This window comes from Pseudomonas sp. ES3-33 (assembly GCF_000952175.1).
GTDB classification, from domain to species: Bacteria; Pseudomonadota; Gammaproteobacteria; order Pseudomonadales; family Pseudomonadaceae; genus Aquipseudomonas; species Aquipseudomonas gregormendelii.
In genome coordinates this window covers 74604-101307 of the sequence record NZ_JZRI01000154.1, presented here as the reverse complement: position 1 = coordinate 101307, position 26704 = coordinate 74604, and the positions used below count along the sequence as shown (strand labels likewise).

At 59.4% G+C, this 26704-nt stretch carries 20 protein-coding genes and 2 pseudogenes; 11 read left to right on the top strand and 11 right to left on the bottom strand.

The annotated features are described in order from the left end of the window. Nucleotides 1-105 (top strand): annotated as a pseudogene (locus UB23_RS30950) (IS110 family transposase); the annotation flags it as partial. Nucleotides 106-175: 70 nt separating this feature from the next. Here the strand turns inward: UB23_RS30950 and lpxH are convergent. Together lpxH and UB23_RS26660 are read right to left on the bottom strand one after the other, a co-directional pair. Next, a complete protein-coding gene (gene lpxH, locus UB23_RS26665; RefSeq protein ID WP_045062339.1) occupies nucleotides 176-904 on the bottom strand; it encodes a UDP-2,3-diacylglucosamine diphosphatase in 729 nt (242 codons plus the stop codon). Continuing rightward, complete coding sequence (locus UB23_RS26660) at nucleotides 901-1404, bottom strand: peptidylprolyl isomerase (RefSeq protein ID WP_045062337.1); 504 nt, start codon at nucleotides 1402-1404, stop codon at nucleotides 901-903. The genes lpxH and UB23_RS26660 overlap by 4 nt, the downstream gene beginning before the upstream one ends. Nucleotides 1405-1685: 281 nt before the next feature. On the opposite strand from UB23_RS26660, the gene UB23_RS26655 reads away from it, so the two are divergent. The 3 genes from UB23_RS26655 to UB23_RS26645 all read left to right on the top strand — a co-directional run bounded on the left by UB23_RS26655 (nucleotide 1686) and on the right by UB23_RS26645 (nucleotide 6576). Then, a complete protein-coding gene (locus tag UB23_RS26655; protein WP_045062335.1) occupies nucleotides 1686-3383 on the top strand; it encodes a glutamine--tRNA ligase/YqeY domain fusion protein in 1698 nt (565 codons plus the stop codon). A gap of 18 nt (nucleotides 3384-3401) precedes the next feature. Next, a complete protein-coding gene (cysS, locus tag UB23_RS26650; protein ID WP_045062332.1) occupies nucleotides 3402-4784 on the top strand; it encodes a cysteine--tRNA ligase in 1383 nt (460 codons plus the stop codon). Between the two features lie 583 nt (nucleotides 4785-5367). Continuing rightward, nucleotides 5368-6576, top strand: coding sequence for an MFS transporter (locus tag UB23_RS26645; protein ID WP_045062330.1), 1209 nt, complete (start codon nucleotides 5368-5370; stop codon nucleotides 6574-6576). A gap of 99 nt (nucleotides 6577-6675) precedes the next feature. On the opposite strand, the gene UB23_RS26640 is transcribed toward UB23_RS26645, so the two are convergent. Then, nucleotides 6676-8508 (bottom strand): sigma-54-dependent Fis family transcriptional regulator, encoded by a 1833-nt coding sequence (locus tag UB23_RS26640; RefSeq protein ID WP_045062328.1) that lies wholly within the window; start codon nucleotides 8506-8508, stop codon nucleotides 6676-6678. A gap of 370 nt (nucleotides 8509-8878) precedes the next feature. Between UB23_RS26640 and UB23_RS26635 the strand changes: the two genes are divergently transcribed. The 7 genes and pseudogenes from UB23_RS26635 to UB23_RS26605 all read left to right on the top strand — a co-directional run. Continuing rightward, complete coding sequence (locus UB23_RS26635) at nucleotides 8879-9973, top strand: ABC transporter ATP-binding protein (RefSeq protein WP_045062327.1); 1095 nt, start codon at nucleotides 8879-8881, stop codon at nucleotides 9971-9973. After that, the gene (locus tag UB23_RS26630; RefSeq protein ID WP_045062326.1) at nucleotides 9973-11070 is read left to right on the top strand and encodes an ABC transporter ATP-binding protein; all 1098 of its coding nucleotides are present in this window, start codon (nucleotides 9973-9975) and stop codon (nucleotides 11068-11070) included. Before UB23_RS26635 ends, UB23_RS26630 begins: the two co-directional genes overlap by 1 nt. Next, nucleotides 11067-11933, top strand: coding sequence for a carbohydrate ABC transporter permease (locus tag UB23_RS26625; RefSeq protein ID WP_033057091.1), 867 nt, complete (start codon nucleotides 11067-11069; stop codon nucleotides 11931-11933). The genes UB23_RS26630 and UB23_RS26625 overlap by 4 nt, the downstream gene beginning before the upstream one ends. Nucleotides 11934-11941: 8 nt before the next feature. Beyond that, on the top strand, nucleotides 11942-12742 hold the full coding sequence (locus tag UB23_RS26620) for a carbohydrate ABC transporter permease (protein ID WP_045062323.1): 801 nt from the start codon (nucleotides 11942-11944) through the stop codon (nucleotides 12740-12742). Nucleotides 12743-12752: 10 nt separating this feature from the next. Beyond that, nucleotides 12753-13025, top strand: coding sequence for a DUF2160 domain-containing protein (locus UB23_RS26615; protein ID WP_045062321.1), 273 nt, complete (start codon nucleotides 12753-12755; stop codon nucleotides 13023-13025). Nucleotides 13026-13073: 48 nt separating this feature from the next. Beyond that, nucleotides 13074-14816 carry an ABC transporter substrate-binding protein gene (locus UB23_RS26610; protein ID WP_045062319.1) on the top strand — a complete coding sequence of 581 codons (1743 nt, stop codon included), beginning with the start codon at nucleotides 13074-13076 and terminating at the stop codon, nucleotides 14814-14816. 441 nt (nucleotides 14817-15257) lie between these two features. Next, nucleotides 15258-16085 (top strand): annotated as a pseudogene (locus tag UB23_RS26605) (reverse transcriptase domain-containing protein); the annotation flags it as partial. A gap of 540 nt (nucleotides 16086-16625) precedes the next feature. Here UB23_RS26605 and nuoN read toward each other — a convergent pair. Genes nuoN through nuoG form a run of 8 tightly spaced genes read right to left on the bottom strand, consistent with a single transcriptional unit; the run spans nucleotide 16626 to nucleotide 26620 of the window. Then, complete coding sequence (gene nuoN, locus UB23_RS26600) at nucleotides 16626-18089, bottom strand: NADH-quinone oxidoreductase subunit NuoN (protein WP_045062317.1); 1464 nt, start codon at nucleotides 18087-18089, stop codon at nucleotides 16626-16628. 7 nt (nucleotides 18090-18096) lie between these two features. Further along, a complete protein-coding gene (gene nuoM, locus UB23_RS26595) occupies nucleotides 18097-19629 on the bottom strand; it encodes an NADH-quinone oxidoreductase subunit M (RefSeq protein WP_045062315.1) in 1533 nt (510 codons plus the stop codon). A gap of 40 nt (nucleotides 19630-19669) precedes the next feature. Then, nucleotides 19670-21523, bottom strand: a complete 1854-nt coding sequence (gene nuoL / locus UB23_RS26590; RefSeq protein ID WP_045062313.1) for an NADH-quinone oxidoreductase subunit L — start codon at nucleotides 21521-21523, stop codon at nucleotides 19670-19672. Then, on the bottom strand, nucleotides 21520-21828 hold the full coding sequence (gene nuoK, locus UB23_RS26585; RefSeq protein ID WP_007905077.1) for an NADH-quinone oxidoreductase subunit NuoK: 309 nt from the start codon (nucleotides 21826-21828) through the stop codon (nucleotides 21520-21522). Before nuoK ends, nuoL begins: the two co-directional genes overlap by 4 nt. Nucleotides 21829-21830: 2 nt before the next feature. Next, nucleotides 21831-22334, bottom strand: coding sequence for an NADH-quinone oxidoreductase subunit J (gene nuoJ, locus UB23_RS26580; protein WP_045062310.1), 504 nt, complete (start codon nucleotides 22332-22334; stop codon nucleotides 21831-21833). A 9-nt stretch (nucleotides 22335-22343) separates the two neighbouring features. After that, nucleotides 22344-22892, bottom strand: coding sequence for an NADH-quinone oxidoreductase subunit NuoI (gene nuoI / locus UB23_RS26575; RefSeq protein WP_045062308.1), 549 nt, complete (start codon nucleotides 22890-22892; stop codon nucleotides 22344-22346). A gap of 9 nt (nucleotides 22893-22901) precedes the next feature. After that, nucleotides 22902-23909 (bottom strand): NADH-quinone oxidoreductase subunit NuoH, encoded by a 1008-nt coding sequence (gene nuoH, locus UB23_RS26570; protein WP_028623953.1) that lies wholly within the window; start codon nucleotides 23907-23909, stop codon nucleotides 22902-22904. After that, entirely contained in the window at nucleotides 23906-26620 is a 2715-nt protein-coding gene (nuoG, locus tag UB23_RS26565; protein WP_045062303.1) for an NADH-quinone oxidoreductase subunit NuoG, read from the bottom strand. The genes nuoH and nuoG overlap by 4 nt, the downstream gene beginning before the upstream one ends. Nucleotides 26621-26704: the final 84 nt, after the last annotated feature.

Sequence of the window (26704 nt, the reverse complement as noted above, 5' to 3'; positions counted from 1 at the left end):
GCGGTTATGCGCAAATACCTGACAGGCTTGTGGGCGTGCATACGCGCAGGAGAAGATTTCGACACGGCCAAGCTTTTCAGCGAAAAACACCTGCTGAAAGCTTGACCGGTAACAGAGTATCTACAGGTGTACACATGACCCTGCAGGAGCTGCCGCAGGCTGCGATCTTTTGAACTTAAGAGGCTGTAAAATCAAACGGGGCCAACGCAAACCCGTTCTCATCGACCTGCAACGCCCACCCCTGGCGATCCCAGTCCCCCAGCACAATGCGCCTGGCCGCCTGCTCGCCAATCTGCAATTTGTGAATGGCTGGGCGGTGAGTGTGGCCGTGGATCAGGGTTTTCACCCCGTATTGCTGCATCACCCGCGGCACTTCCTCGGGGGTCACATCGACAATGTCATTGGCCTTCATTCGGGTCTGGGCCCGGCTTTCGCTGCGCAGTTTGCGCGCCAGCTTGTGCCGCGTGCCCAAGGGCAGGTGGCGCAGGATGAACAGGGTGACGGGATTGCGCAGGTAGCGACGCAGCTTCATATAGGCTTCGTCGCGGGTGCACAGGCTGTCACCGTGCATCAATAGCACCGGTTCGCCTGCGAGTTGCACGATGCTCGGGTCTTTCAACAGCGTGCAGCCGGCCTGTTTGCAGAAGGCCTGGCCGAGCATGAAGTCGCGATTACCGTGCATCAGAAAAATGGCCGTGCCGCTGTCGCTGAGATCGCGCAGGGCCTGGCAGATGGAACGCTGGAAGGCGGTCATGGCATCGTCGCCAATCCACGCTTCGAAAAAGTCGCCGAGGATGTACAACGCACTCGCCGAGCGGGCGCGCCCGGTGAGCAAATCCAGAAACGCCCGGGTAATGTCCGGGCGCTCCTCTTCCAGATGTAAGTCTGAAATCAGCAGTATCACTCAATGATCTCGGCTTTCTCGATGATCACGTCTTCTGCGGGAACGTCCTGGTGGCCGGACTTCATGGTGGTGGAAACACCTTTGATCTTGTCGACTACTTCTTCACCGGCCACCACTTTGGCGAACACGGCGTAGCCCCAGCCCTGGGTGGTCTTGGCGCTGTGGTTGAGGAAGCTGTTGTCGGCCACGTTGATGAAGAACTGCGCGGAAGCCGAATGCGGCTCCATGGTGCGGGCCATGGCTACGCTGTACTTGACGTTCGGCAGGCCGTTGTCGGCTTCGTTCTGGATGCTTGGGCGCTTGTCTTTCTTTTCTTTCATGCCTGGCTCGAAACCGCCGCCCTGGATCATGAAGTTACCAATGACGCGGTGGAACACGGTGTTTTCGTAGTGGCCTGCCTTGACGTATTCGATGAAGTTGGCAACGGTCAGCGGTGCCTTTTCAGCGTTCAGTTCCAGGACGATGTCGCCATGGTTGGTGGTCAGTTTGACTTGGGTCATGATCGGTACTCTTGATGAATTAAAGCTTCATGAGATAAAGCGTTTTCAATGAATTCGTGGTTTTGGGCATTGGAGCCTGCAACCGGTTCAGCCTGTATTGGGCCAAGAAACGCAGTTTAGCGCGACAGACGCGAATTTCGAGGCTGTTTTTCATTTGCAGGCGATTAAATGCAGCCGTTTTCGGGCCTGCTCTGTCAGCAGCTTGACGGCATCGGCTATGATAGCGGCTTTGATTTGTCAGGCCCCGTCTGCGGCCGCGCACTTGTACGTTCAAGGATCCTATGAGCAAGCCCACTGTCGAACCTACCTCGAATTCCAAGACCGGCCCAGCCGTGCCGGCCAATTTCCTGCGCCCGATCATCCAGGCGGACCTGGACTCGGGTAAGCACACGCAGATCGTCACCCGTTTCCCGCCCGAGCCCAACGGCTACCTGCACATCGGTCACGCCAAGTCGATCTGTGTGAACTTCGGCCTGGCCCAGGAATTCGGCGGCGTCACGCACCTGCGCTTCGACGACACCAACCCGGCCAAGGAAGACCAGGAATACATCGACGCGATCGAAAGCGACATCAAGTGGCTGGGCTTTGAATGGTCCGGCGAAGTGCGCTACGCCTCGCAATACTTCGACCAGTTGCACGACTGGGCAGTCGAGCTGATCAAGGCCGGCAAGGCCTACGTCGATGACTTGAGCCCCGAGCAGGCCAAGGAATACCGCGGCACCCTGACCGAGCCGGGCAAGAACAGCCCGTTTCGTGATCGCTCCGTGGAAGAGAACCTCGACTGGTTCGCGCGCATGAAAGCCGGTGAGTTCCAGGACGGCGCGCGGGTACTGCGGGCCAAGATCGACATGGCCTCGCCGAACATGAACCTGCGCGACCCGATCATGTATCGCATCCGTCACGCCCACCACCACCAGACCGGTGACAAGTGGTGCATCTACCCCAACTACGACTTCACCCACGGTCAGTCGGACGCCATCGAAGGCATCACCCACTCGATCTGCACCCTGGAATTCGAAAGCCACCGTCCGCTGTACGAGTGGTTCCTCGAGCACCTGCCGGTACCGGCCCACCCGCGCCAGTACGAGTTCAGCCGCCTGAACCTGAACTACACGATCACCAGCAAGCGCAAGCTCAAGCAACTGGTGGACGAGAAGCACGTGCATGGCTGGGACGATCCGCGCATGTCCACGCTGTCGGGCTTTCGCCGCCGTGGCTACACGCCCAAATCGATCCGCAACTTCTGCGACATGGTCGGCACCAACCGTTCCGATGGCGTGGTCGACTTCGGCATGCTGGAATTCAGCATTCGTGATGACCTCGACCACAGCGCACCGCGCGCCATGTGCGTCCTGCGTCCATTAAAAGTGGTCATCACCAACTACCCGGAAGGCCAGGTCGAGAACCTCGAACTGCCGTGCCACCCGAAGGAAGACATGGGCGTGCGCGTCCTGCCATTCGCTCGGGAAATCTACATCGACCGTGAAGACTTCATGGAAGAGCCGCCAAAAGGCTACAAGCGCCTGGAACCCAACGGCGAAGTACGCCTGCGCGGCAGCTACGTCATTCGTGCCGACGAAGCGATCAAGGACGCCGACGGCAACATCGTCGAACTGCGTTGCTCCTACGACCCCGAAACCCTGGGCAAGAACCCTGAAGGCCGCAAGGTCAAAGGCGTGGTGCACTGGGTGCCGGCCGCGGCCAGCGTCGAGTGCGAAGTGCGTCTGTACGATCGCCTGTTCCGCTCGCCGAATCCTGAGAAGGCCGAAGACAGCGCCAGTTTCCTGGACAACATCAACCCTCAATCGCTGCAAGTTCTCACCGGTTGTCGTGCCGAGCCTTCGCTGGGCAACGCACAGCCGGAAGACCGTTTCCAGTTCGAGCGCGAAGGTTACTTCTGCGCGGATATCAAGGACTCGAAACCAGGTCATCCGGTATTCAACCGCACCGTGACCTTGCGTGATTCGTGGGGCCAGTGATTCAAGGAAACAACTAAAGTGCTATCGATCTACAACACGCTCACCAAGAGCAAAGAAGTCTTCAAGCCGCTGGATGGCAACAATGTGCGCATGTACGTCTGCGGGATGACCGTGTATGACTACTGCCACATTGGCCACGGCCGCAGCATGGTCGCGTTCGACCTGGTGACCCGCTGGTTGCGGTTCAGCGGTTACAACCTGACCTACGTGCGCAACATCACCGATATCGAAGACAAGATCATCAACCGGGCGCGGGAGAACGGCGAGCCGTTCGACGCGTTGACCGAGCGCATGATCACCGCCATGCACGAGGACGAGGCGCGCCTCAACATCCTCAAGCCGGACATGGAGCCGCGTGCCACGGATCACATTCCGGGCATGCTGAGCATGATCCAGACCCTGATCGACAAGGGTTACGCTTACGCACCGGGCAATGGCGACGTGTACTACCGCGTGGCCAAGTTCATGGGTTACGGCAAGCTGTCGCGCAAGAAGATCGAAGACCTGCGCATCGGCGCCCGTATCGAAGTCGACGAGTCGAAACAGGACCCGCTGGACTTCGTACTGTGGAAGGCCACCAAGCCGGGCGAGCCAAGCTGGCCATCGCCTTGGGGCGACGGTCGTCCGGGCTGGCACATCGAGTGCTCGGTGATGTCCACCTGCTGCCTGGGTGAGACCTTCGATATCCATGGCGGCGGCAGTGACCTCGAGTTCCCGCACCATGAAAACGAAATCGCCCAGAGCGAAGCGGCCACCGGCAAGACCTACGCTAACGCGTGGATGCATTGCGGCATGATTCGCATCAATGGCGAGAAGATGTCCAAGTCCTTGAACAACTTCTTCACCATTCGCGACGTGCTGGAAAAGTACCACCCGGAAGTGGTGCGTTACCTGCTGGTATCGAGCCACTATCGCAGCGCGATCAACTACTCCGAAGACAACCTCAAGGACGCCAAGGGCGCACTCGAGCGTTTCTATCACGCCTTGAAAGGCCTGCCGAGTGTTGCTCCGGCCGGCGGCGAAGCCTTTGTCGAGCGTTTCACCCAGGTGATGAACGACGACTTCGGAACACCGGAAGCCTGTGCGGTGCTGTTCGAGATGGTCCGCGAGATCAACCGCTTGCGGGATACAGATATCGACGCGGCGGCGGGTCTGGCGGCGCGCCTGAAGGAACTGGCCAGTGTGCTGGGTGTGTTGCAGCTTGAGGCCGATGACTTCCTGCAGGCTGGCGCTGAAGGGCGGGTTGATGCGGCTGAAGTCGATGCGCTGATTGCTGCGCGTCTGGCCGCTAGGGCTGGTAAAGACTGGGCCGAATCGGACCGCATCCGCGACCAGCTCACCGCCATGGGCGTGGTGCTGGAAGATGGCAAGGGCGGGACTACCTGGCGTTTGGCTGACTGATAGCGATCGTCGTTGAAAACAAAACCCGCCTTGTGCGGGTTTTTGTTTTTTGGGTGCGTGTGGTCGAGGGGTAAACGCATTTTAGTGGTAAGAAGTGTTGGCGTTGTTCAACGTGTGCAGCGGTTAGTCTTCAGTGGTTGACTTTGTGTGTCGTTTCGGCGTTTCGAACTGGCAATAAGTTCGTTAGTTTTTTTGTGAGGTTTTTCCGAAGAGCGAGTAGGAAGTTTCCTTTTTGGTTTTTTAGTAAAGACAGGCGTGGTTAAGTAAGAGAAGTGTGTGATCCAATGGATGATATTTCTTGAGCTAGCACTTGTCCGCGATTCAGGTGCAATTAACTTTAGAAATGCCGTTTTCGCTTCTGGGAGGTTAATGTGCAAGACCTGATTACTTCTGAGTATCCCGATCATGTGTGCATCCACAATTTCTTCGAAGAGCAGGTTGCGCGCGGTCCGGGGTCAACGGCGCTTATCTTTGAGGGCCAAGTGCTCAGCTGAATAACAACATCCGGTCACCGATACCTTCCCATTAGTTGCGTCAAATACTGTGGGCTACTTATCAGTGTTAAATTCAGAAAGGACAAATCATGGCTAATCCTTATCGCGAACTTCTCACCACCCCGGGCGTCATGGGGTTAGTGATCGCGAGTTCCATTGCCCGTCTGCCCCAGGCAATGATCGGCATCGGCGTCATTACCATGTTGGTGCAGCAGACGGGTCTTTATTGGCTGGCGGGCTCGGTTGCCGGTACTTTTACCTTGGCGAATGCGCTAATCGGCCCGCACGTATCAAAACTCGTTGATCAACGGGGCCAGAGTCGGGTTCTGCCGTTTGTGACGGCCTTCAGCATTGGCATGTTGCTGGCGCTAATCATTGCTGTCTCTCTGAGGGCTCCGGCCCCACTGCTTTTTATTCTTGCGGGATTGGCGGGCACGATGCCGAGCATGCCCTCGATGATAAGAGCACGCTGGACGCAACTTTTCCGCGGCAAGCCGCAATTACGCACGGCCTTCTCTTTGGACACGGTTCTAACTGAACTCGCCTTTATCATCGGCCCACCACTCGCCATTGGTTTGAGCGTCAGCTTTTTCGCCGAAGCCGGGCCGCTTGTAGCCGTCTTGTTGCTGGTTGTCGGCGTGACGGCTTTTCTTATGCAACGGCAGACAGAACCGAAGGTGGTCGTTGGCGTTAAAAGGAACGCTAGCTCGATCCTGCTTATCCCCGGCGTTCGTACCATCGTGCTGGCGCTCTTGGCCATGGGTGTGATTGGCGGATCAATCGACGTTGCGGTTGTTGCCTTCGCCAACGCTCAAGGCTGGCCAGCGTCCGCCAGTTTCACCCTGGCAGCCTATGCGCTCGGTTCAATGATTGCGGGCCTGACGTTCGGCGCGATAAGGATTTCCTTACCGATTGAAAAGCAGTTCTTTATCGGAGTTCTGATAACAGCAGTCACAGCCGTGTTGCCCATTTTCTCACCGGACGTCTACATCCTTTCGGGGATGCTGTTTGTGGCAGGTATGTCATTTGCGCCCACTATGGTCGTCGTCATGAACCTCGGTACTATCATTGTTCCGCCGTCTAGGATCACCGAAGGACTGACATGGATGACAACGGGTATCAGCATAGGCGTAGCGCTCGGTGGAGTACTATCGGGCTTGATCATCGATACTTATGGTGCACGAGCAGGGTTCGGTGTAGCCATTGCCGCAGGGCTAATAATGGTGGTCATCGTGCTGCTTGGCCTGCGCACCCTTCAAGCCGCGTCAGCGACGTATGCCGAGCCGATCTTTCAATAATTGGCAATGTCCAGGCTGGACAAATGGACGCAGCACTGCAAGAGGTGATTCAACTCAGCTAAGGCAATGAGTTTGCTACGCCCATCGTGAATTGATTCATCACTCGGCCTGACGTAACCGCTTGTAAAGCGTATTACGACTAACCCCCAACCGCCGGGCCAGGTGCGAAATATTCCCGCCCACTGCCTGCAACTGCCGATTTAAATCCTCGGCATCATCCAGATCCACTGCCAGCGGCTCCGGTCCATCCACCGGCTCCATCTGCATATCGACAAAAAAATCATCGGGCAAATGCTCCGGGCGCACCGGTTGCTCCTCGGCCATGGCCAGCGCCACCTGCATCACGCTGCTGACCTGGCGCAAATTCCCCGGCCACGGGTGGCGAGCAAACAACTCCAGCACCTCACGACTCAAACCCGCCCACTGCGACGGTTCGCGATGCTGTTCCCACAATCGTTTGAACAGCTCCTGCTTGTCACTGCGTTCCCTTAACGGCGGCAACTCCAGGGTCAACCCGCCGATGCGGTAATACAAATCTTCGCGAAACCGGCCCAATTGAACCTGTTCGCGCAGGGATCGATTGGTCGCCGAAATAATTCGAATATCCACCGGAAACAATTCACTGCTGCCCACCGGTTGCACGCAACGCTCCTGTAACACCCGCAACAGACGTGCTTGAGTCGGCAGCGGCATGTCGCCGATTTCATCGAGGAACAGGGTGCCTTTGTCGGCCTTGCGAATCAGCCCGATGCTGCCTTTCTGGTTGGCGCCAGTGAACGCGCCTTTTTCGTAGCCGAACAGTTCAGACTCCACCAACTCGGCGGGGATCGCTGCACAGTTCACCGCGATAAACGCCTGTTTGCTGCGCGAGCTGGCCTGGTGCAGAGCCTTGACGAAAACTTCCTTGCCCACACCGGTCTCACCGTGGATGAGCAGCGGAATGTCCTTCTCCAGCAACCGCTCGGCCTGGCGCACGGCTTTTTCCACCCGGCTGTCGCCAAAGTGCAAGGTATTGAGACTGATCCCAGCCGATGGTACTGCTGGTTGCTCGACGAACACTCGAGCCTTGACCGGCACTTGCTTGGGCCGTTTCAACAGGCACTGGAAGCGATTGCGTCCCGAGGTCTGCAGCGCGAAGGGCAGATCATCCGGCTGATTCAATAGTTCCAGCAATGAGACCTTGAACAGACTCTCGACGCTCACTCGCGACAGACTGATGCCGAGCAGATTGTCCGCCCGTCGATTGGCCGACAGCACCTGGCCGCTCTCATCAAAAATCAGCAAGCCGGCCCACTGGCTGTCGAGGTTGTTCAAACCGGTGTTGAAGGTCAGTTGGAAGTGTTGGCCGTGGAACAGGTTGAGAATCAGCCGGTTCTCCACGGTCTGACTCATCATCTTGACCATGCCCAGCGTGTGTGACGGCGGCAGGTAGCTGTCGCTTGACACATCCAGCACGGCGATCACTTTGCGCTCGGCATCGAAAATCGGCGCGGCGGAGCCGGTCATGAAGCGGTTGGCCTTGAGGAAATGTTCATCGTGTTCGATATGCACCGCCTGCTCACAGGCCAGCGCGGTGCCGATCGCGTTGGTTCCGCTGCAGCGCTCCATCCAGCTGGCCCCGGCGCTGAAGCCTCGGGTCAGTGTCGGCTCGATGAATCGCTGGGTCCCCCAAGATGTCAGCACCTGGCCCTGATTGTCGGCGAGCATGATCAGGCAGTTGGAGTTACTGAGGATGTTCTCGTAGTAGGGCAGGACCTCCTGATGGGTGGTCTGTACCAGTGAATGCTGGCTCTCCAGCAGTTGCGCTATGTCAGCGGCCGGCAGCTGATCGAAGGCCGGGGCGCTTTGATGGTCCAGGCCAAACGCGCGGCAACGGGACCAGGAGTCCTGAATGATGGCGTCATGGGAGAGCGGCGAGGCAGGTACGGCCATGGCAGGCGATCTCTGAGCTGACTTTTATTGTTGTTTTAGGTCAACGCTATCCCCGTAGGAGCTGCCGAAGGCTGCGATCTTTTGATCTTCCAGCTCATTTGAAGACTCACAATCAAGATCAAAAGATCGCAGCCTTCGGCAGCTCCTACAGGGACCGTGAACGGTGCATAGAGTGTTGTTCACTATTGTTCATTGTCAACCGACCATCTGTTCAATTGTTCATTGGCGGTTGTTCATTTCTGTTCAGCATTGAACCGCGGCTGCTCGCCAGTTTGGCGTTTTTCCCAGTGGTTCAACGACTTGCATTTCCTGGCATGAAACTCGCTCTACAGCCTGTGTCGCTTGACTCCAATAATAAAAAGGCCGAGCCATGTCGTTAACCCTGGAGCACGTCAGCCGCACCGTCGAAGGCCAGACCTGGATCGACGATGCGTGCCTGAATTTTGAAGCCGGTTCTTTCAACGTTCTGCTCGGTCGCACGCTGTCCGGCAAAACTAGCCTGATGCGCCTGATGGCCGGCCTGGACAAGCCCGACAGCGGGCGCATCCTGATGAACGGCGTCGACGTCACCCAACGCCCGGTGCGTCTGCGTAACGTCTCGATGGTGTATCAGCAGTTCATCAACTACCCGACCATGACCGTGTTCGAGAATATCGCCTCGCCTTTGCGCCAGGCAGGGGTGTCCAGGGACCTGATCGAGAGCAAGGTTCAGGAAACGGCGAAGATGCTGCGCATCGAGAAGTTCCTCCAGCGCCATCCGCTCGAACTGTCTGGTGGCCAGCAACAGCGCACTGCCATGGCTCGTGCCCTGGTCAAGGATGCCGAACTGATCCTGTTCGACGAACCGTTGGTCAACCTCGACTACAAGTTGCGCGAAGAGCTGCGCCAGGAAATGCGCGAGCTGTTCAAGGCCCGGCACACCATCGCGATCTACGCCACCACCGAACCCAATGAAGCATTGGCGTTGGGCGGCACCACGACCATTCTTCACGAAGGACGGGTGATCCAGAGTGGCAAGTCGTCCGAGGTCTATCACCAGCCGCAGAGTGTGCTGGCGGCAGAACTGTTCTCCGAGCCGCCGATCAACCTGATGCCCGGGCGCATTGCCGGCAATGAAGTCAGCTTCGCCAATTTCGTGCACTTCCCGCTGAACGTCGACCTGCGACCGGTCGGTGAGGGTGAATACCGCTTTGGCGTGCGGCCCAGTCATATTTCCCTGGTGCCGAGCAACGACGATGACCTGGAGCTGGCAGTAACGGTCGAGGTGGCGGAAATCAGCGGATCGGAAACCTTCCTGCACGTGCGCAACGAACATTTCCTGCTGGTGCTGCACTTGCCCGGGGTTCACGAATACGACGTCGACGCGCCGATTCGCATCTATATCCCGACCCACAAACTGTTTGTGTTCGATGCCCAGGGCCGCTTGGTCCAGGCACCCGGGCGCCGTATCGCGAGGGCTGCCTGATGGCCGAGATCCGCTTGCAGAACCTCGCCCACAGCTATACGCGCACGCCGAGCGGTCCGGAGGACTACGCGATCCGCGAGATGGATCACATCTGGGAGCAGGGGGGCGCCTACGCCTTGCTCGGCCCTTCGGGCTGCGGCAAGTCGACCTTGCTCAACATCATTTCCGGCCTGCTCAGCCCGTCCCAGGGCCAGGTGCTGTTTGACAGCAAAGTCGTCAACGACCTGACTCCGGAGAAGCGCAACATAGCCCAGGTGTTCCAGTTCCCGGTGGTCTACGACACCATGACGGTGTTCGACAACCTGGCCTTTCCATTGCGCAACCAGGGCATGGCCGAAGCGAAAATCCACAGCAAGGTCCAGGAGATTGCCGAGGTCCTCGACCTGCAGGCGCTGCTGGGCAAGAAGGCGCGCAACCTGACCGCTGACGAAAAACAGAAAGTCTCCATGGGCCGCGGGCTGGTCCGCGATGACGTCTCCGCGATCCTGTTCGATGAGCCGCTGACCGTGATCGATCCGCACTTGAAGTGGAAGTTGCGGCGCAAGCTCAAGCAGATCCACGAGCAGTTCAACATCACCATGGTCTACGTCACCCACGATCAGCTGGAGGCCTCGACCTTTGCCGACAAGATCGCCGTGATGTACGGCGGCCAGATCGTGCAGTTCGGTACTCCGCGGGAGCTGTTCGAACGGCCGAGCCATACTTTCGTGGGCTATTTCATCGGCAGCCCCGGGATGAACCTGATCGACGTGCAGCCCCAGCCTGGGGGCGTCGGGTTTGCTTCGACCCACTTGCCGTTGTCCGAAGCGCAACAGCAGCGTATCGCTGAATCCGAATGGCAGACCCTGAAGGTTGGCATTCGTCCGGAGTTCGTCCATGTGTGGGACGAGCCATTCGATGACGCGATGCAGGCAAAAGTCGTACACGTCGAAGACCTCGGTACCTACAAGATCATGACCTTGAACCTCGATGGCGCCCCGCTGAAAGTACGCCTGGCCGAAGACAAGCCGGTGCCGCAAGGCACTGCCTACATCAGTTTCCCGGCCCAGTGGTTGATGGTCTATGCCGATGATTACCTGCTGGAGACGCAGCCATGAACAAGGTGCAGAACAACAAGGCCTGGTGGCTGGTGTTGCCGGTGTTCCTGCTGGTGGCATTCAGCGCAGTGATCCCGATGATGACCGTGGTCAACTATTCGGTGCAGGACATCTTCGATCAATCCAGTCGGTACTTCGTCGGCGCCGACTGGTACAAGCAGGTGCTGCTTGACCCGCGGCTGCATGACTCGTTGCTGCGCCAGTTCATTTACTCCGGCTGTGTGCTGCTGATCGAGATCCCCCTGGGCATTGCGATCGCGCTGACAATGCCGACCAAGGGCCGCTGGTCGTCGCTGGTGCTGATCATTCTGGCGATACCGCTGTTGATCCCGTGGAACGTGGTGGGCACCATCTGGCAGATCTTCGGCAGAGCCGACATCGGCCTGCTGGGTTCGAGCCTCAATGCCATGGGCATCAGCTACAACTATGCGGCGAACACCATGGACGCCTGGGTCACGGTGCTGGTGATGGACGTCTGGCACTGGACTTCGCTGGTGGCGCTGCTGTGCTTTTCCGGCCTGCGGGCGATCCCGGACGTGTACTACCAGGCGGCACGGATCGATCGGGCCTCGGCCTGGGCAGTGTTCCGCCATATCCAGCTGCCCAAGCTGAAAAGCGTACTGCTGATCGCGGTAATGCTGCGCTTCATGGACAGCTTCATGATCTACACCGAGCCGTTCGTGCTGACCGGCGGCGGCCCGGGCAACGCCACCACCTTCCTCAGCCAGACCCTGACCCAGATGGCGATCGGCCAGTTCGACCTTGGCCCGGCTGCGGCTTTCTCGCTGGTGTACTTCCTGATCATCCTGTTGGTGTCCTGGCTGTTCTACACCGCCATGACTCACTCTGACGCCAACCGCTGAGGTCTGCCATGAGCAAAAGAAAGCTGATCCCGTTGCTGATCTACATCCTGTTCCTGCTGGTGCCGATCTACTGGCTGCTGAACATGTCCTTCAAGAGCAACACCGAAATCCTCAGCGGCCTGACCCTGTTTCCGCAGGACTTTACCTTGGCCAACTACAAGGTCATCTTCACTGATCCAGCCTGGTACACCGGCTACCTCAACTCGCTGTATTACGTGAGCCTGAACACGGTGATTTCCCTGAGCGTGGCGTTGCCGGCCGCCTATGCGTTCTCGCGTTATCGCTTCCTGGGCGACAAGCACCTGTTCTTCTGGCTGCTGACCAACCGCATGGCGCCCCCGGCCGTGTTCCTGTTGCCGTTTTTTCAGCTGTACTCCTCGATCGGTCTGTTCGATACGCACATCGCCGTGGCCCTGGCGCACTGCCTGTTCAACGTGCCGCTGGCCGTGTGGATCCTCGAAGGCTTCATGTCCGGGGTGCCCAAGGAAATCGACGAAACGGCCTACATCGACGGCTACAGTTTCCCCAAGTTCTTCGTGAAGATCTTCATCCCGCTGATCGGCTCCGGGATCGGTGTCACGGCATTTTTCTGCTTCATGTTTTCCTGGGTCGAATTGCTGCTGGCGCGCACCCTCACTTCGGTGAACGCCAAGCCGATCGCGGCGGTGATGACTCGCACGGTCTCGGCGTCCGGTATCGACTGGGGTGTGCTGGCGGCGGCAGGGGTACTGACCATCTTGCCCGGCATGCTGGTGATCTGGTTTGTGCGCAACCACGTGGCCAAGGGTTTTGCCCTGGGCCGGGTATGAGGAGCTGATGATGGAATGGATGAGCTGGACTGTCCCCACCGCGGTGTTTTTCATCGTCATTGGCCTGATCCTGGTGGGCATGACGACGTGGGAGCTGCGTTCTCCGAGCGTCCTTCGCCGGGGTTTTTTACCGATTGCCACCACCCGTGGCGATCGGCTGTTTATCGGTCTTCTCGGTAGCGCCTACCTGCATTTGCTGGTGATTGGCGCCACCGACTGGAGCATCTGGGTAGCGTCCGCGTTGTCCCTGGTGTGGCTGTTGGCTGTGATGCGCTGGGGCTAGTCGACATCGCTCGGCAAAGTTGCTCCAAAACTCAAACAGGAGGTCTCTATGTTCGACAAAAACAATAAGCTGCGACATAGCGTTTCATTGGCAGCCATGCTGGCACTCAGCGGGTTGAGCGCTGCGGCCTGGGCCGATGCCTATGAAGACGCCGCCAAGAAATGGATTGGCAGCGAGTTCAAGCCGTCCACGCTGACGCCAGAGCAGCAGCTCGAAGAGCTGAAGTGGTTTATCAAGGCTGCCGAGCCCTTTCGCGGGATGAACATCAAAGTGGTCTCGGAAACCCTGACCACCCACGAATACGAGTCCAAGGTGTTGGCCAAGGCCTTTACCGAGATCACCGGGATCAAGCTGACCCACGACCTGCTGCAGGAAGGCGATGTGGTGGAGAAGCTGCAAACCGTGATGCAGTCAGACAAGAGCATCTATGACGGTTGGGTCAACGACTCGGATTTGATCGGTACGCATTTCCGCTACGGCAAGACTGAATCAATCACCGACCTGATGGCCAACGAAGGCAAGAACTTCACCTCGCCGACGCTGGACATCAAGGATTTCATCGGCATCTCATTCACTACCGCGCCGGACGGCAAGATCTATCAACTGCCGGACCAGCAGTTCGCCAACCTCTACTGGTTCCGCGCCGACTGGTTTGAACGTCCGGACCTGAAGGCCAAGTTTAAGGAAAAGTACGGCTACGAATTGGGTGTGCCGGTGAACTGGTCGGCTTATGAAGACATTGCCAAGTTCTTCAGCGAGGACGTCAAGGAAATCGACGGCAAGCGTATCTACGGGCACATGGACTACGGCAAGAAAGACCCGTCGCTAGGCTGGCGATTCACCGATGCCTGGTTTTCCATGGCCGGTGGCGGTGACAAGGGTATCCCCAATGGCTTGCCGGTGGACGAGTGGGGCATCCGCGTCGAGGACTGCCATCCGGTCGGCTCCAGCGTAACCCGTGGCGGTGATACCAATGGCCCGGCAGCGGTTTATGCGACGCAGAAGTACGTCGACTGGATGAAGGCCTACGCTCCACCGGAAGCCGCAGGCATGACGTTCTCCGAATCCGGCCCGGTGCCGTCCCAGGGCAACATCGCCCAACAAATCTTCTGGTACACCGCCTTTACCGCCGACATGACCAAACCGGGCTTGCCGGTGGTGAACGCCGACGGCACGCCGAAATGGCGCATGGCACCGTCGCCACGTGGGCCTTATTGGGAAGAGGGCATGAAGCTTGGTTATCAGGACGTGGGGTCCTGGACGTTCATGAAGTCGACGCCTGAAAAACAAAAACTGGCGGCCTGGCTGTACGCGCAGTTCGTGACCTCGAAAACCGTTTCGCTGAAGAAAACCATCGTCGGCCTGACGCCTATTCGCGAGTCGGACATCAACTCGCAAGCCATGACCGACCTCGCGCCTAAACTCGGCGGCCTGGTGGAGTTCTATCGCAGCCCGGCCCGTGTGCAATGGACCCCGACCGGGACCAACGTGCCCGACTATCCGCGCCTGGCACAACTGTGGTGGAGCCACATCGCCGAAGCCGCCAGCGGCGAGAAAACCCCGCAACAGGCACTCGATGGCCTGGCCAAGGATCAGGACGCGATCATGACCCGCCTGGAACGCTCCAAGGCACAGCCGGTATGCGGGCCGAAGATGAACCCGGAACGGGATGCGCAATACTGGTTCGACCAGCCCGGTGCTCCGAAGCCGAAACTGGCGAACGAGAAGCCAAAAGGTGAAACCGTGAACTACAACGAACTGCTGAAATCCTGGGCGGATGCGCGTAAGTAAAAGCTGACCGCGAATGGCGAATGGCGAACGGCACCGGAAGGTGCCGTTTTTATTGTGCGCCCAGCATGGGCGCAATCTTGTGGGTGAAAGTCCCGCCGTGAGCTGACCACAGCGAACGAAGTGAAGCGCAACTGCATGAGGGTGACCGAGTGTGGGGAGGAAGCGTGAATCGAAACCGTGAGCCGATGGACAAGAACCGGATATAAGGCGATGCCGACCAGGGCGAGCGGGCAATAAATCGCAAAGCTCTTGTGGTCAAAGGGCGGCAACGTAAATCCGGCGGTTGTGCGGGGAAGGATTGCGTTCTTACCTGGGGAGATCTCGCCTCGTGCCTGAAAGGGCGACGGCGTAAGCCGGAGCGAGAAGTCAGCAGAGGCCGTAGTAGTCTTTTTTTTGACGAAGGGCCGAACGAGAGAAAGCGTTATAGGCCATGTTGATGCGAATGTTGATCTGGAGAAGTTCTTTGACCGGGTCGATCACGACATTTTGATTGATCGTCTAGGCAAGCGGATTGCGGACCGGGCGGTTGTTCGCTTGATCCGGGCTTATCTGGATGCGGGAACGCTGATCAATGACGTGGTCGAGAAAAGCCGCTGCGGGGCGCCGCAAGGCGGTCCGCTGTCGCCGTTGCTGGCGAATGTGCTGCTGGACGAAGTGGATCGGGAGCTTGAACGTCGAGGTCATTGCTTCGTGCGCTATGCCGACGATGCGAATGTGTATGTCCGCAGTCATAAGGCGGGGCAACGGGTGATGGACTTGCTGAAGCGTCTGTATGAAAGGCTGCACTTGAGCGTCAACGAGAGCAAGAGTGCGGTGGCGAGCGCGTTTGGCCGCAAGTTTCTGGGATACGCCTTCTGGGCTTCTCCACAAGGAGTCAAAAGAGCAGTGGCGGTCAAGGCGCGCAAGCAGTTCAAACAACGGATACGCGAACTCACCCGTCGCTCAGGCGGTCGCAGTCTGCGACAAGTTGTCGAGAACCTACGCCCTTATCTTATGGGCTGGAAAACTTACTTCGGGTTGTCACAAACGCCGAAAATCTGGCGAGAGCTGGACGAGTGGATGCGACACCGATTGCGAGCGATCCAGCTTAAACAATGGAGGCGTGGTCCGACGATTTACCGCGAACTGCGGGGGTTGGGAGCCAGCAGCCAAACGGCTCGGAAAGTGGCGGCCAACTCTCATAGCTGGTGGCGTAACAGCCGCTTTGAGCTCAATCGAGTGTTGAATGTGGCGTGGTTCGACAGACTGGGTCTGGTGCGACTCTCATAACCTCAATCTCTCGAACCGCCCGGTGCGGACCCGCATGCCGGGTGGTGTGGCAGGGGAGCGGCCTATGAAGGCCGCCCCCTATGCCGATTGTGCCTGTACGACCGCAATCGCGGGCAAGCCCGCTCCCACAATTAACCGCAGGCGTTCACACATTTTGTGTTCACCGGAGATCCACTGTGGGAGCGGGCTTGCCCGCGATGACAGAGTGTCAGGCACCACAGGTTTCGACTGACCTGACGCTTTCGCGAGCAGGCTCGCTCCTACAATTAACCGCAGGCGTTCACAAATTTTGTGTTCACCGGAGATCCACTGTGGGAGCGGGCTTGCCCGCGATGACAGAGCGTCAGGCACCGCAGTTTTCGACTGACCTGACGCCTTCGCGGGCAAGCCCGCTCCCACAGGTTTCAGCGCGTCAGGCATTCTGCGGCCACCGGCGGTAAAGAGCCGGGCTGGCGTCCGGAGCCTGAAATCTCAGCGCGCCAAAAGCAAAAACGGCACCCGAAGGTGCCGTTTTGTTTTCTCCCGATTACCGCCAAGCGATCAACCCGCCAATACCGCCTGCTGAACCAGGGTCAGCAACGGCTGTGGGTACACGCCGAGGAAGAAGGCGACCACAGCGATGGCCAGCAGCATCACGCCGCCTGCACGTTGTTCCCAGTGCAGTTGCGCATCGTGGCGACGCAGGTTCGGCTCGATCAGGTACAGGGTGACCATCACGCGCAGGTAGTAGAAGACGCCGATGGCGCTGCCCAGTACCAGGGAACCGACCAGCCACCATTGATGCGACTCGACGCCGGTGGCGATGATGTAGAACTTGCCGATGAAGCCCGCAGTCAGCGGGATACCCGCTAGGGACAGCATCATCACGGTCAGTACCGCAGTCAGGTACGGACGGCGCCAGAACAGGCCGCGGTATTCGTACAGGGCATCGGCGTCACGGCCGTTGTACGGCGAGGACATCAGCGTGATCACGCCGAAGGCGCCGAGGCTGGTGATGACGTAGGTGACCAGGTACACGCCGATGGCTTCCACGGCCAGGCCCTTGCTCGCCACCAGGGCGATCAGCAGGTAACCGAAGTGCGCGATGGACGAGTAACCCAGCAGACGCTTGAGATTGCTCTGGGTCAGGGCCAGCAGGTTACCGAACAAAATCGACGCGATGGCGATAATGGTCAGCACGTCACTCAGCACACCGCTGCTTGCGGCTGGGGAGATCTGGAACAGACGCACCATCACGGCGAACACAGCGACTTTCGACGCGGTGGCCAGGAACGCGGCCACCGGTGCCGGAGCACCTTCGTAAACGTCCGGGGTCCAGAGGTGGAACGGTACCAGCGACAGCTTGAATGCCAGACCGACCAGCATCATGCCCAGGCCCAGTTGTGCCAGCGAGCTCGGCAGGCCGGTGGCCGCGAGGGCCTGGCCAATACCGACGAAGCTCAGGCTGCCGGAATCGGCATACAGCAGGGCCATGCCGAACAACAGGAATGCGGAACCGGCGGCCGACAGCACCATGTATTTGATGCCGGCTTCCAGCGAACGCTTGTTGAAGAAGGCATACGCCACCAGACCGTAGACCGGCACCGACAGCAGTTCCAGACCGATGAACAAGCCGGCCAAGTGCTGCGCGCTGACCAGCACCAGGCCGCCCAGGGCGGACATCAGGATCAGCAGGTAAAGTTCTTCACGGTTGCCCGGGTAACCCGAACCCCCATCGCCGAGGTAGGCGTGGGCGAGGGTTACACAAGCGAGGGTGGCGACCAGGATCAGCGCCATGTACAGGCAGGCGAAGCTATCAATCTGCAGCAACGGGGTCACGGCCAGAGGCGCAACTTTCAGGGCTGGCAGGATCGACAGCAGCGCCAGGTTCAGACCTGCCACGGAAATCAGGAAGGTCTGCGAGTGGTTACGGCGCCAGGCAATCGCCAGCATCACCACGATGATCGTGATGGTGGTGATCAACAGCGGCGCCAGCGCGATAAAGTGTTGAGTCGTGAATTCCATAGCGCTCTTACCGGGCCGAAGCGAGTTGAGTGAAGGCGGTACTGAGCCATTGCTGCACGCCATGCATCGTGGCGGCAGAGGTATCGAGGAACGGTTGCGGGTATACGCCGAGGTAAATCAGCAGTACCGCAAGGCCCAGCACCATGATCAGTTCGCGAGCATCCATGCCATGCAGCACCGCGTCCGATTTGGACGGGCCGAAGTAGGCACGGTGAATCATGATCAGCGAGTACACCGAACCGAACACCAGGCCGGTCGTGGCAATCGATGTGATCCATGGAGCGCTGGCGAACGTGCCGAGCAGGATCAGGAACTCGCCCACAAAGTTACCCGTACCCGGCAAGCCCAGGGACGCGGCAGCAAAGAACAGGCTGATGGCGGGCAGGTAGGCGATCTTCGACCACAGGCCACCCATCTGGCGCATGTCGCGGGTATGGGTGCGCTCATACAACTGGCCGCTGAGGATAAAGAGCGCGGCTGCCGAGACACCGTGCGCCAGCATCTGCATCACTGCGCCCTGCAGCGCGAGCTGGCTGCCGGAATAGATGCCGATCAGCACGAAGCCCATGTGGGAAACGGACGAGAAGGCAATCAGACGCTTGATGTCGGTTTGCGCGAACGCCAGGAATGCGCCGTAGAAAATCCCGATCAGACCCAGGGTCATGGCGATCGGCGCGAACTCGGCCGAGGCATTCGGGAACAGCGGCAAGGCGAAACGCAGCAGGCCGTAGGCGGCCGTTTTCAACAGGATACCGGCCAGGTCGACCGAACCTGCGGTTGGCGCCTGGGCGTGAGCATCAGGCAACCAGGAGTGGAACGGCACGACTGGCAGCTTCACCGCGAAGGCAATGAAGAAGCCCAGCATCAGGATGTACTCGGTAGTGAGCGACATCTTGGTTTTCAACAGGTCGGCGTAGTTGAACGTGATCACGCCGGTGTTGTTGAAGTTGACCAGTACCAGACCGAGGATCGCCACCAACATGATCAGGCCGGAAGCCTGGGTGAAGATGAAGAATTTGGTCGCCGCGTAGATCCGGGTTTTCTTGCCGTCCGAAGAACTGTGACCCCAGAGCGCGATGAGGAAGTACATCGGCACCAGCATCATTTCCCAGAAGAAGAAGAACATGAACAGGTCGAGGGCGAGGAACACGCCGACGACACCGCCCAGGATCCACATCAGGTTCAGGTGGAAGAAGCCAACGTGTCGCTGGATCTCTTTCCACGAGCACAGTACCGAGAGGATACCCAGCAGGCCGGTCAGCAGGATCATCAACAGCGACAGGCCGTCGAGGGCAAGGTGCACGCTGATGCCGAAACGCTGGATCCAGGTGTGCTTGAACTCAAGCGCCCAGGTTGGATCGGCGCCAGGCGCCGGGGCAAATGAATAGTTGCCGGTTGCCCACAGCCAGAGGCCAAGAGCGAGCAACAGGGACATGGTGATCAGCGCAATCCAGCGCGGGAGGGTAGCGCCGAAGCGCTCAGCCATCCAGCACAGCAGGCCGCCGATGAAGGGGATCAGGATTAGCCAAGGCAGAATCATGACGGGCTCAATTCCTTTCGCAAGTTCGCAAGGTTCATATTCAGACCGCTACCAGCACAATGGCGCCGATGACCAGCACGGAGCCGGCTGCCATCGAGGCCGCGTACCAACGCAGTTGACCGGTTTCGGTACGGCTCAAGGCTGTGTGACCGCCCTTGGCCATACGCGGGATCAGGCCGATGGTCTGGTCCAGCGGGTCTTTGCGCAGCACGTGGCTGATCGCCAGGTATGGCTTGACGAACAGTTTGTCGTAGATCCAGTCGAAGCCCCAGGCAGCGAACCACCAGGCCGAAAGGAAGCGGCCAATGCCGCTGTTGGCGATTGCAGTAACGAAACGACGCTTGCCGAGGAACAGCAGCGCGGCCAGCAGGATACCGGCCAGGGCGATGGCGCCCGAGGCGATTTCCAGACTGTGCTTGGCTTCGCCGCCGGCATGGCCGACGCTTTGCGGCAACACACCGTGCAGTGGCGGAACGATCATCGCGCCGATGGCGGTGGACAATACGATCAACACCGACAGGGGCAGCCAGTGGGCGATGCCATGACCGGCGTGGGCTTCAGTCTTCGCTTCACCGTGGAACGCGATGAAGATCAGGCGGAAGGTGTACAGCGAGGTCATGAACGCGCCGACCAGACCTGCATACAGCAGACCGTGGTTGCCGCTGGCAAACGCTTCCCAGAGGATTTCGTCCTTGGAGTAGAAGCCTGCGGTCACCAGTGGCAGGGCCGACAAGGCCGCGCCGCCGACGATGAAGCTGGCGTAGGCCAGTGGCAGTTTTTTCCACAGGCCGCCCATCTTGAAGATGTTCTGCTCGTGGTGGCAGGCAACGATCACCGCACCGGAAGCGAGGAACAGCAGCGCCTTGAAGAAGGCGTGGGTCATCAGGTGGAAGATCGCACCATCCCAGGCACCAACGCCCAACGCCAGGAACATGTAGCCGATCTGGCTCATGGTCGAGTAGGCGAGGATACGTTTGATGTCGGTCTGCACCAGTGCAGCAAAACCGGCCAGCACCAGGGTCACACCGCCGACGATGCCGACCAGTTGCAGGATGTCCGGGGCCAGTGCAAACAGGCCGTGGGTACGGGCAATCAGGTAGACACCGGCGGTGACCATGGTCGCGGCGTGGATCAGTGCCGAAACCGGAGTCGGACCGGCCATCGCGTCCGCCAGCCAGGTTTGCAGTGGCAGTTGCGCGGATTTACCCACGGCGCCACCCAGCAGCATCAGGGTCGCCAGGACGATCCAGAAATCACCGACCTGGAACTTCTGCGGTGCCAGTACCAGCAGCTCCTGGACATTGAGAGTGCCCAGTTGCACGAACAGGATGAACAGGCCGATGGCCATGAACACGTCGCCGATGCGGGTCACGATAAAGGCCTTGAGTGCCGCGTTTCCGTTGTTGCGGTTGCTGTAGTAGAAACCGATCAACAGGTACGAGCACAGGCCCACGCCTTCCCAGCCGAAGTACAGGAACAACAGGTTATCGCCCAGGATCAGGAACAGCATGCTGGCGATAAACAGGTTGGTGTAGGCGAAGAAGCGCGAGTAACCGTCTTCACCGCGCATGTACCAGGAGGCGAACAGGTGAATCAGGAAACCGACGCCCACTACCACGCCGAGCATGGTTACGGACAGGCCATCCAGGTACAGGGCGAAGTTCGGCGTGAAGCCTTCAACCGCCATCCACTGCCACAACACCTGGGTGTAGTGGCCGCCTTCCGGCGGGGCGACGTTGAATTGCCAGATCACGTAGGCCGTGACGATGGCAGACAGGCCGATGGAGCCGACGCCGATCAGCGCCGAAAGGTTTTCCGAAAAGCGTCCCCGGGAGAACGACAGCAGCAGGAAACCGATGAGAGGGAATACGAAAGTCAGATAGAGAAGATTCATCCGCGCATCTCGCTGGCAGCGTCGATATCGAGAGTGTGGAAGCGGCGATACAGCTGCAACAGAATCGCCAGGCCAATACTGGCCTCGGCGGCTGCCAGGCTGATCACCAGGATGAACATGATCTGTCCATCCGGCTGGCCCCAGCGGCTACCGGCGACGATGAACGCCAACGCGGAGGCATTCATCATGACCTCCAGGCTCATCAGCACGAAGAGTATGTTGCGGCGGACCATCAGGCCGACCAGACCGAGGCAGAACAGGATGCCGGCGACCGCCAGACCATGCTCCAAAGGGATAGCAGGCATCGTCATTGCTCCTTGGCTTCGTTACGGCCCAAGTGGAACGCCGTGACGGCTGCAGCGAGCAGCAGCATCGAGGCGAGTTCAACCACCAGCAGGTAAGGACCGAACAGGCTGATGCCCACGGCCTTGGCGTCTACGGTGGTGTGGCCGATGGCCTGGCCGCTCTGATGGGCGAACAGCACATACAGCAGTTCAGCCAGCAGCAGGGCGCCGAGGATGGTCGGGCCGAGCCAGATGCCAGGCTTGAGCCAGACGCGCTCCTGCTGAACCGAGGCCGGGCCCAGGTTCAGCATCATCACCACGAACACGAACAGCACCATGATGGCGCCAGCGTAGGCAATCACTTCCAGGACACCGGCAAACGGTGCGCCGAGGGCGAAGAACGTCATGGCCACGGCGATCAGCGAAATGATCAGGTAGAGCAGGGCGTGCACGGGGTTGGTGTGAGTGATCACGCGAAGCGTGGACACCACAGCGATACCCGATGCGAAATAGAAAGCGAATTCCATCTTTCTTCCTTAAGGCAGCAAGCTCTTCACGTTGATCGGTTCGGCTTCATTTTGCGCGGCGCCCTTGGGCTTACCGGCAATGGCCATACCTGCAACACGATAGAAGTTGTAATCAGGGTTTTTGCCGGGGCCGGAGATCAGCAGATCTTCTTTCTCGTAAACCAGGTCCTGACGTTTGAACTCGGCCATCTCGAAATCCGGTGTCAGCTGGATCGCGGTGGTCGGGCAGGCTTCCTCGCAGAGGCCGCAGAAAATGCAGCGCGAGAAGTTGATGCGGAAGAACTCCGGGTACCAGCGACCGTCATCGGTTTCAGCTTTCTGCAGCGAGATGCAACCGACCGGGCACGCCACGGCGCACAGGTTGCAGGCTACGCAACGCTCTTCGCCATCTGGGTCACGAGTCAGGACGATACGGCCACGGTAGCGCGGCGGCAGGTACACCTGCTCTTCCGGGTACTGCAGCGTGTCACGCTTGCGGAAGGCATGGCCGAAGATCATCACCAGGCTGCGAAGCTGGGTGAAGAAGCCATGCACGATGTCAATTATGTACTTCATGATTCTCTATCCTCACTGAGCCGCGACGGCGGGCGTGTTGAGCAACACGATCGCAGCGGTCACCAGCATGTTGACGAGGGTCAGCGGCAGGCAGAACTTCCAGCTGAAATCCATCACTTGGTCATACCGTGGGCGCGGAATCGAGGCGCGCAGCAGGATGAAGATCATGATGAAGAACGCGGTTTTCAGCGCAAACCAGATGAACGGGATCTGCGGCAGAATGCCGAACGGGCCATGCCAGCCACCGAAGAACAAGGTCACCAGCAGCGCCGAAATCAACACGATGCCGATGTACTCGCCAACGAAGAACATGCCCCATTTCATGCCGGCGTATTCAATGTGGTAACCGTCGGCCAGTTCCTGCTCCGCTTCGGGCTGGTCGAACGGGTGACGGTGAGTCACGGCGACGCCGGCGATGAAGAAGGTCAGGAAACCGAAGATCTGCGGAATGATGAACCACAGGTTCTGCGCTTGATATTCGACGATGTCGCGCATGTTGAACGAGCCGACCTGGATCACGATGCCCATTAGCGACAGGCCCATGAACACTTCGTACGACACGGTCTGCGCCGAGGCCCGCAAGCTGCCCAGCAGGGCGAACTTGTTGTTACTCGACCAGCCGGCGAACAACACCGCGTAAACCGACAGGCCAGCCATGGCGAAGAAGAACAGGATGCCGATGTTGATGTCCGCCACGCCCCAGGTCGGGGTGATCGGGATGATCGCGAAGGCAATCAGCAGGGCGCTCATGGCCACGACCGGTGCCAGGGTGAAGATCATCTTGTCGGCGAACGGCGGAGTCCAGTCTTCCTTGAAGAACATCTTGATCATGTCGGCCGCGATCTGGAACGCGCCGAACGGGCCGACGCGGTTCGGACCATAACGGTCCTGCCAGAGGGCGAGCAAACGACGCTCGACCCAGCTCAGCAGCGCGCCGCACACCACCACGGCGAGCAGAATCACGATGGCCTTGAGGACCGCGATGATCACGTCAATCACTTCAGGCGTGAACCAGGTCATTGAGCTGCCTCCTGCAGACCGTCAACGGATTTGCCGAAGATCGCCGGAGGGATCCCGGCTATACCTGCTGGCAATGCAACCAGACCGGCACCCAGTTCTTCGTTGATTCGCAGTGGCAGACGCAGGGTCTGGCCGGCTACGTTCAAGCTGAGCAAGGCGCCCTCGTTGACACCCAGGCGATCGGCTTCGGATTTGGCCAAAGCGACATAAGCAGCCGGAATACGCTCTTGAACCGGCGCGGCCTTGGAAGAGTTTTCTTCGCTGCCGAACAGGTGGAAGAACGGCACGACCTGCCAGGTACCCGGAGCCGGGTTGAATGCACGCGGTACAGCCGCGAACCAGTTCAGCGCATCACCGGCGCTTTCGATCAGGCGGGTGCCCGGGTCGCCAGCGCGGATGTGACCACCGACTTCGTCCTGGAACTTGTTCCAGGCTTGCGGCGAGTTCCAGCCCGGCGACCAGGCGAATGGTACTTGCTGACGCGGTTCGACCGAGCCCGAATAACCTTCCATCGAGAAGTTGAACGCGGTGTCGTTGTCTTGCGGCGTACGCGGTTCGTGCACGCTGATGTCGGCGCGCATGGCGGTCCGACCCGAGTAACGCAGCGGTTCACGGGCCAGTTTCATGCCCTTGATGCGGAACGCGGCGGACGGTGCGGCATCGACGATACGGTTCAGTTGCGGCGTGCTTGCAGCAACGGCAGCGGTAACGTGGTCCAGCAGGGTCCAGTCGATCGGCTGGTTCAGCAGGGTGGCACGCAGGGCATGCAGCCAGCGCCAGCCTTCGTGGACCAGGATGCTCGCGTCCATGTACTTCGGATCGAACACCTGGAAGAAGCGCTGGGCGCGGCCTTCCTGGCTGACCAGGGTGCCGTCGCCTTCAGCAAAGCTGGCAGCGGGCAGCACCAGGTGCGCACGATCGCTGGTGGCGGTCTTCTGGTGGTCGGCGACGATCAGCACTTTCGCCGCGTTCAGGGCAGCATCAACCAGCGCCTTGTCGGTACGGGTGTACAGATCGTTTTCCAGCACGACCAGTGCGTCGGCCTGGCCATCGATCACGGCCTGCAGCGCGTCGTCGACCGAGTTGCCACCCAGCATGGCCAGGCCGAGGCTGTTGGCCTCTGGCACGATCAGGCTGATGGAACCGTTCTTTTCGCGCAGCTTCAGCGCTTTGGCGATGTTGGCAGCAGCTTGGATCAGTGCCTTGGAACCCAGGGAGGTGCCGGCGATGATCAGTGGACGCTTGGCCGCAAGCAGGGCGTCGGCAATGCGTTGGGCCAGTTCGAGGGCTTCGGTGTCGAGGCCTTCAACTGCTGGAGCGCTGGCGTCGAGGGCATGAGCCACGGCGAAACCGATGCGCGCCAGATCGTCTGGAGCGGCGTGGACGCACTCTTCGGCGATATCGTCGAGCTTGGTTTCAGCCAGGCTGGCGATGAACAGCGGGTTCAGCGCGTGCTGGCCGATGTTCTTCACGGCGGCGTCGAGCCAGGGCTGGACGCGCATGGCGTCGGCCATGTCTTCAGCCTTGCCCTTGACTGACTGACGCAGGGACAGTGCCATACGGGCAGCGGTCTGGGTCAGGTCTTCACCGAGGACGAAGATCGCATCGTGGTCTTCGATGTCGCGCATGTTCGGGATCGGCAGCGGGCTGTCTTTAAGCACCTGCATGACCAGGCGAATGCGTTCCAGCTCGGCGGCTTCGATACCGGAGTAGAAGTGCTCGGCGCCGACCAGTTCGCGCAACGCGTAGTTGCTCTCGAGGCTGGCACGGGGCGAACCGATACCGACGATGTTGCGACCGCGCAGCAGGTCAGCGGCTTTATCCAGCGCTTCGTCGAGGCTCAGCTTGGCGCCATTGGCCAGCAAAGGCTGACGCGGGCGGTCTTCGCGGTTGACGTAGCCATAGCCGAAACGGCCACGGTCGCACAGGAAGTACTGGTTGACCGAACCGTTGAAGCGGTTTTCGATGCGACGCAGTTCACCGTAGCGCTCGCCCGGGGAGATGTTGCAACCGCTGGAGCAACCATGGCAGATGCTCGGCGAGAACTGCATGTCCCACTTGCGGTTGTAGCGCTCGGAGTGAGTCTTGTCGGTGAACACACCGGTCGGGCAGACCTCGGTGAGGTTACCGGAGAACTCGCTTTCCAGGGTGCCGTCTTCAACGCGACCGAAGTACACGTTGTCGTGGGCGCCGAATACGCCGAGGTCGGTGCCGCCGGCGTAATCCTTATAGAAGCGCACGCAGCGGTAGCAAGCGATGCAGCGGTTCATTTCGTGGGAAATGAACGGGCCCAGTTGCTGGTTCTGGTGGGTACGCTTGGTGAAGCGGTAACGGCGCTCGTTGTGGCCGGTCATCACCGTCATGTCTTGCAGGTGGCAGTGACCGCCTTCCTCACAGACCGGGCAGTCGTGAGGGTGGTTGGTCATCAGCCATTCGACGACGCTGGCGCGAAACACTTTCGCTTCTTCGTCTTCGATGGAGATCCAGCTGCCGTCGGTGGCGGGCGTCATGCAGGACATGACGATCCGACCACGGGTATCGTTGGCGTCGGTGTACTGCTTGACCGCGCACTGGCGGCAAGCGCCAACGCTGCCTAGGGCGGGGTGCCAGCAGAAATACGGAATATCGAGGCCTAGCGACAGACATGCCTGTAACAGGTTGTCTGCCCCGTCGACTTCGAGCTCTTTGCCGTCTACGTGGATAGTGGCCATGGTTCAAAGTTCTTCGTTGGCCCGGTGTCAGCGGGCGTGGCTAATGGAATCTTGTTATTCGCGTGAATCAACACAGCCGTTCAA

Bases quoted from the DNA above. Each gene is read 5' to 3' on its own strand.
- UB23_RS26660 (WP_045062337.1), bottom strand. From the start codon at position 1,404: ATGACCCAAGTCAAACTGACCACCAACCATGGCGACATCGTCCTGGAA.
- UB23_RS26655 (WP_045062335.1), top strand. From the start codon at position 1,686: ATGAGCAAGCCCACTGTCGAACCTACCTCGAATTCCAAGACCGGCCCA.
- UB23_RS26645 (WP_045062330.1), top strand. From the start codon at position 5,368: ATGGCTAATCCTTATCGCGAACTTCTCACCACCCCGGGCGTCATGGGG.
- UB23_RS26640 (WP_045062328.1), bottom strand. From the start codon at position 8,508: ATGGCCGTACCTGCCTCGCCGCTCTCCCATGACGCCATCATTCAGGAC.
- UB23_RS26635 (WP_045062327.1), top strand. From the start codon at position 8,879: ATGTCGTTAACCCTGGAGCACGTCAGCCGCACCGTCGAAGGCCAGACC.
- UB23_RS26630 (WP_045062326.1), top strand. From the start codon at position 9,973: ATGGCCGAGATCCGCTTGCAGAACCTCGCCCACAGCTATACGCGCACG.
- UB23_RS26625 (WP_033057091.1), top strand. From the start codon at position 11,067: ATGAACAAGGTGCAGAACAACAAGGCCTGGTGGCTGGTGTTGCCGGTG.
- UB23_RS26620 (WP_045062323.1), top strand. From the start codon at position 11,942: ATGAGCAAAAGAAAGCTGATCCCGTTGCTGATCTACATCCTGTTCCTG.
- UB23_RS26615 (WP_045062321.1), top strand. From the start codon at position 12,753: ATGGAATGGATGAGCTGGACTGTCCCCACCGCGGTGTTTTTCATCGTC.
- UB23_RS26610 (WP_045062319.1), top strand. From the start codon at position 13,074: ATGTTCGACAAAAACAATAAGCTGCGACATAGCGTTTCATTGGCAGCC.
- nuoN (WP_045062317.1), bottom strand. From the start codon at position 18,089: ATGGAATTCACGACTCAACACTTTATCGCGCTGGCGCCGCTGTTGATC.
- nuoM (WP_045062315.1), bottom strand. From the start codon at position 19,629: ATGATTCTGCCTTGGCTAATCCTGATCCCCTTCATCGGCGGCCTGCTG.
- nuoL (WP_045062313.1), bottom strand. From the start codon at position 21,523: ATGAATCTTCTCTATCTGACTTTCGTATTCCCTCTCATCGGTTTCCTG.
- nuoK (WP_007905077.1), bottom strand. From the start codon at position 21,828: ATGCCTGCTATCCCTTTGGAGCATGGTCTGGCGGTCGCCGGCATCCTG.
- nuoJ (WP_045062310.1), bottom strand. From the start codon at position 22,334: ATGGAATTCGCTTTCTATTTCGCATCGGGTATCGCTGTGGTGTCCACG.
- nuoH (WP_028623953.1), bottom strand. From the start codon at position 23,909: ATGACCTGGTTCACGCCTGAAGTGATTGACGTGATCATCGCGGTCCTC.
- nuoG (WP_045062303.1), bottom strand. From the start codon at position 26,620: ATGGCCACTATCCACGTAGACGGCAAAGAGCTCGAAGTCGACGGGGCA.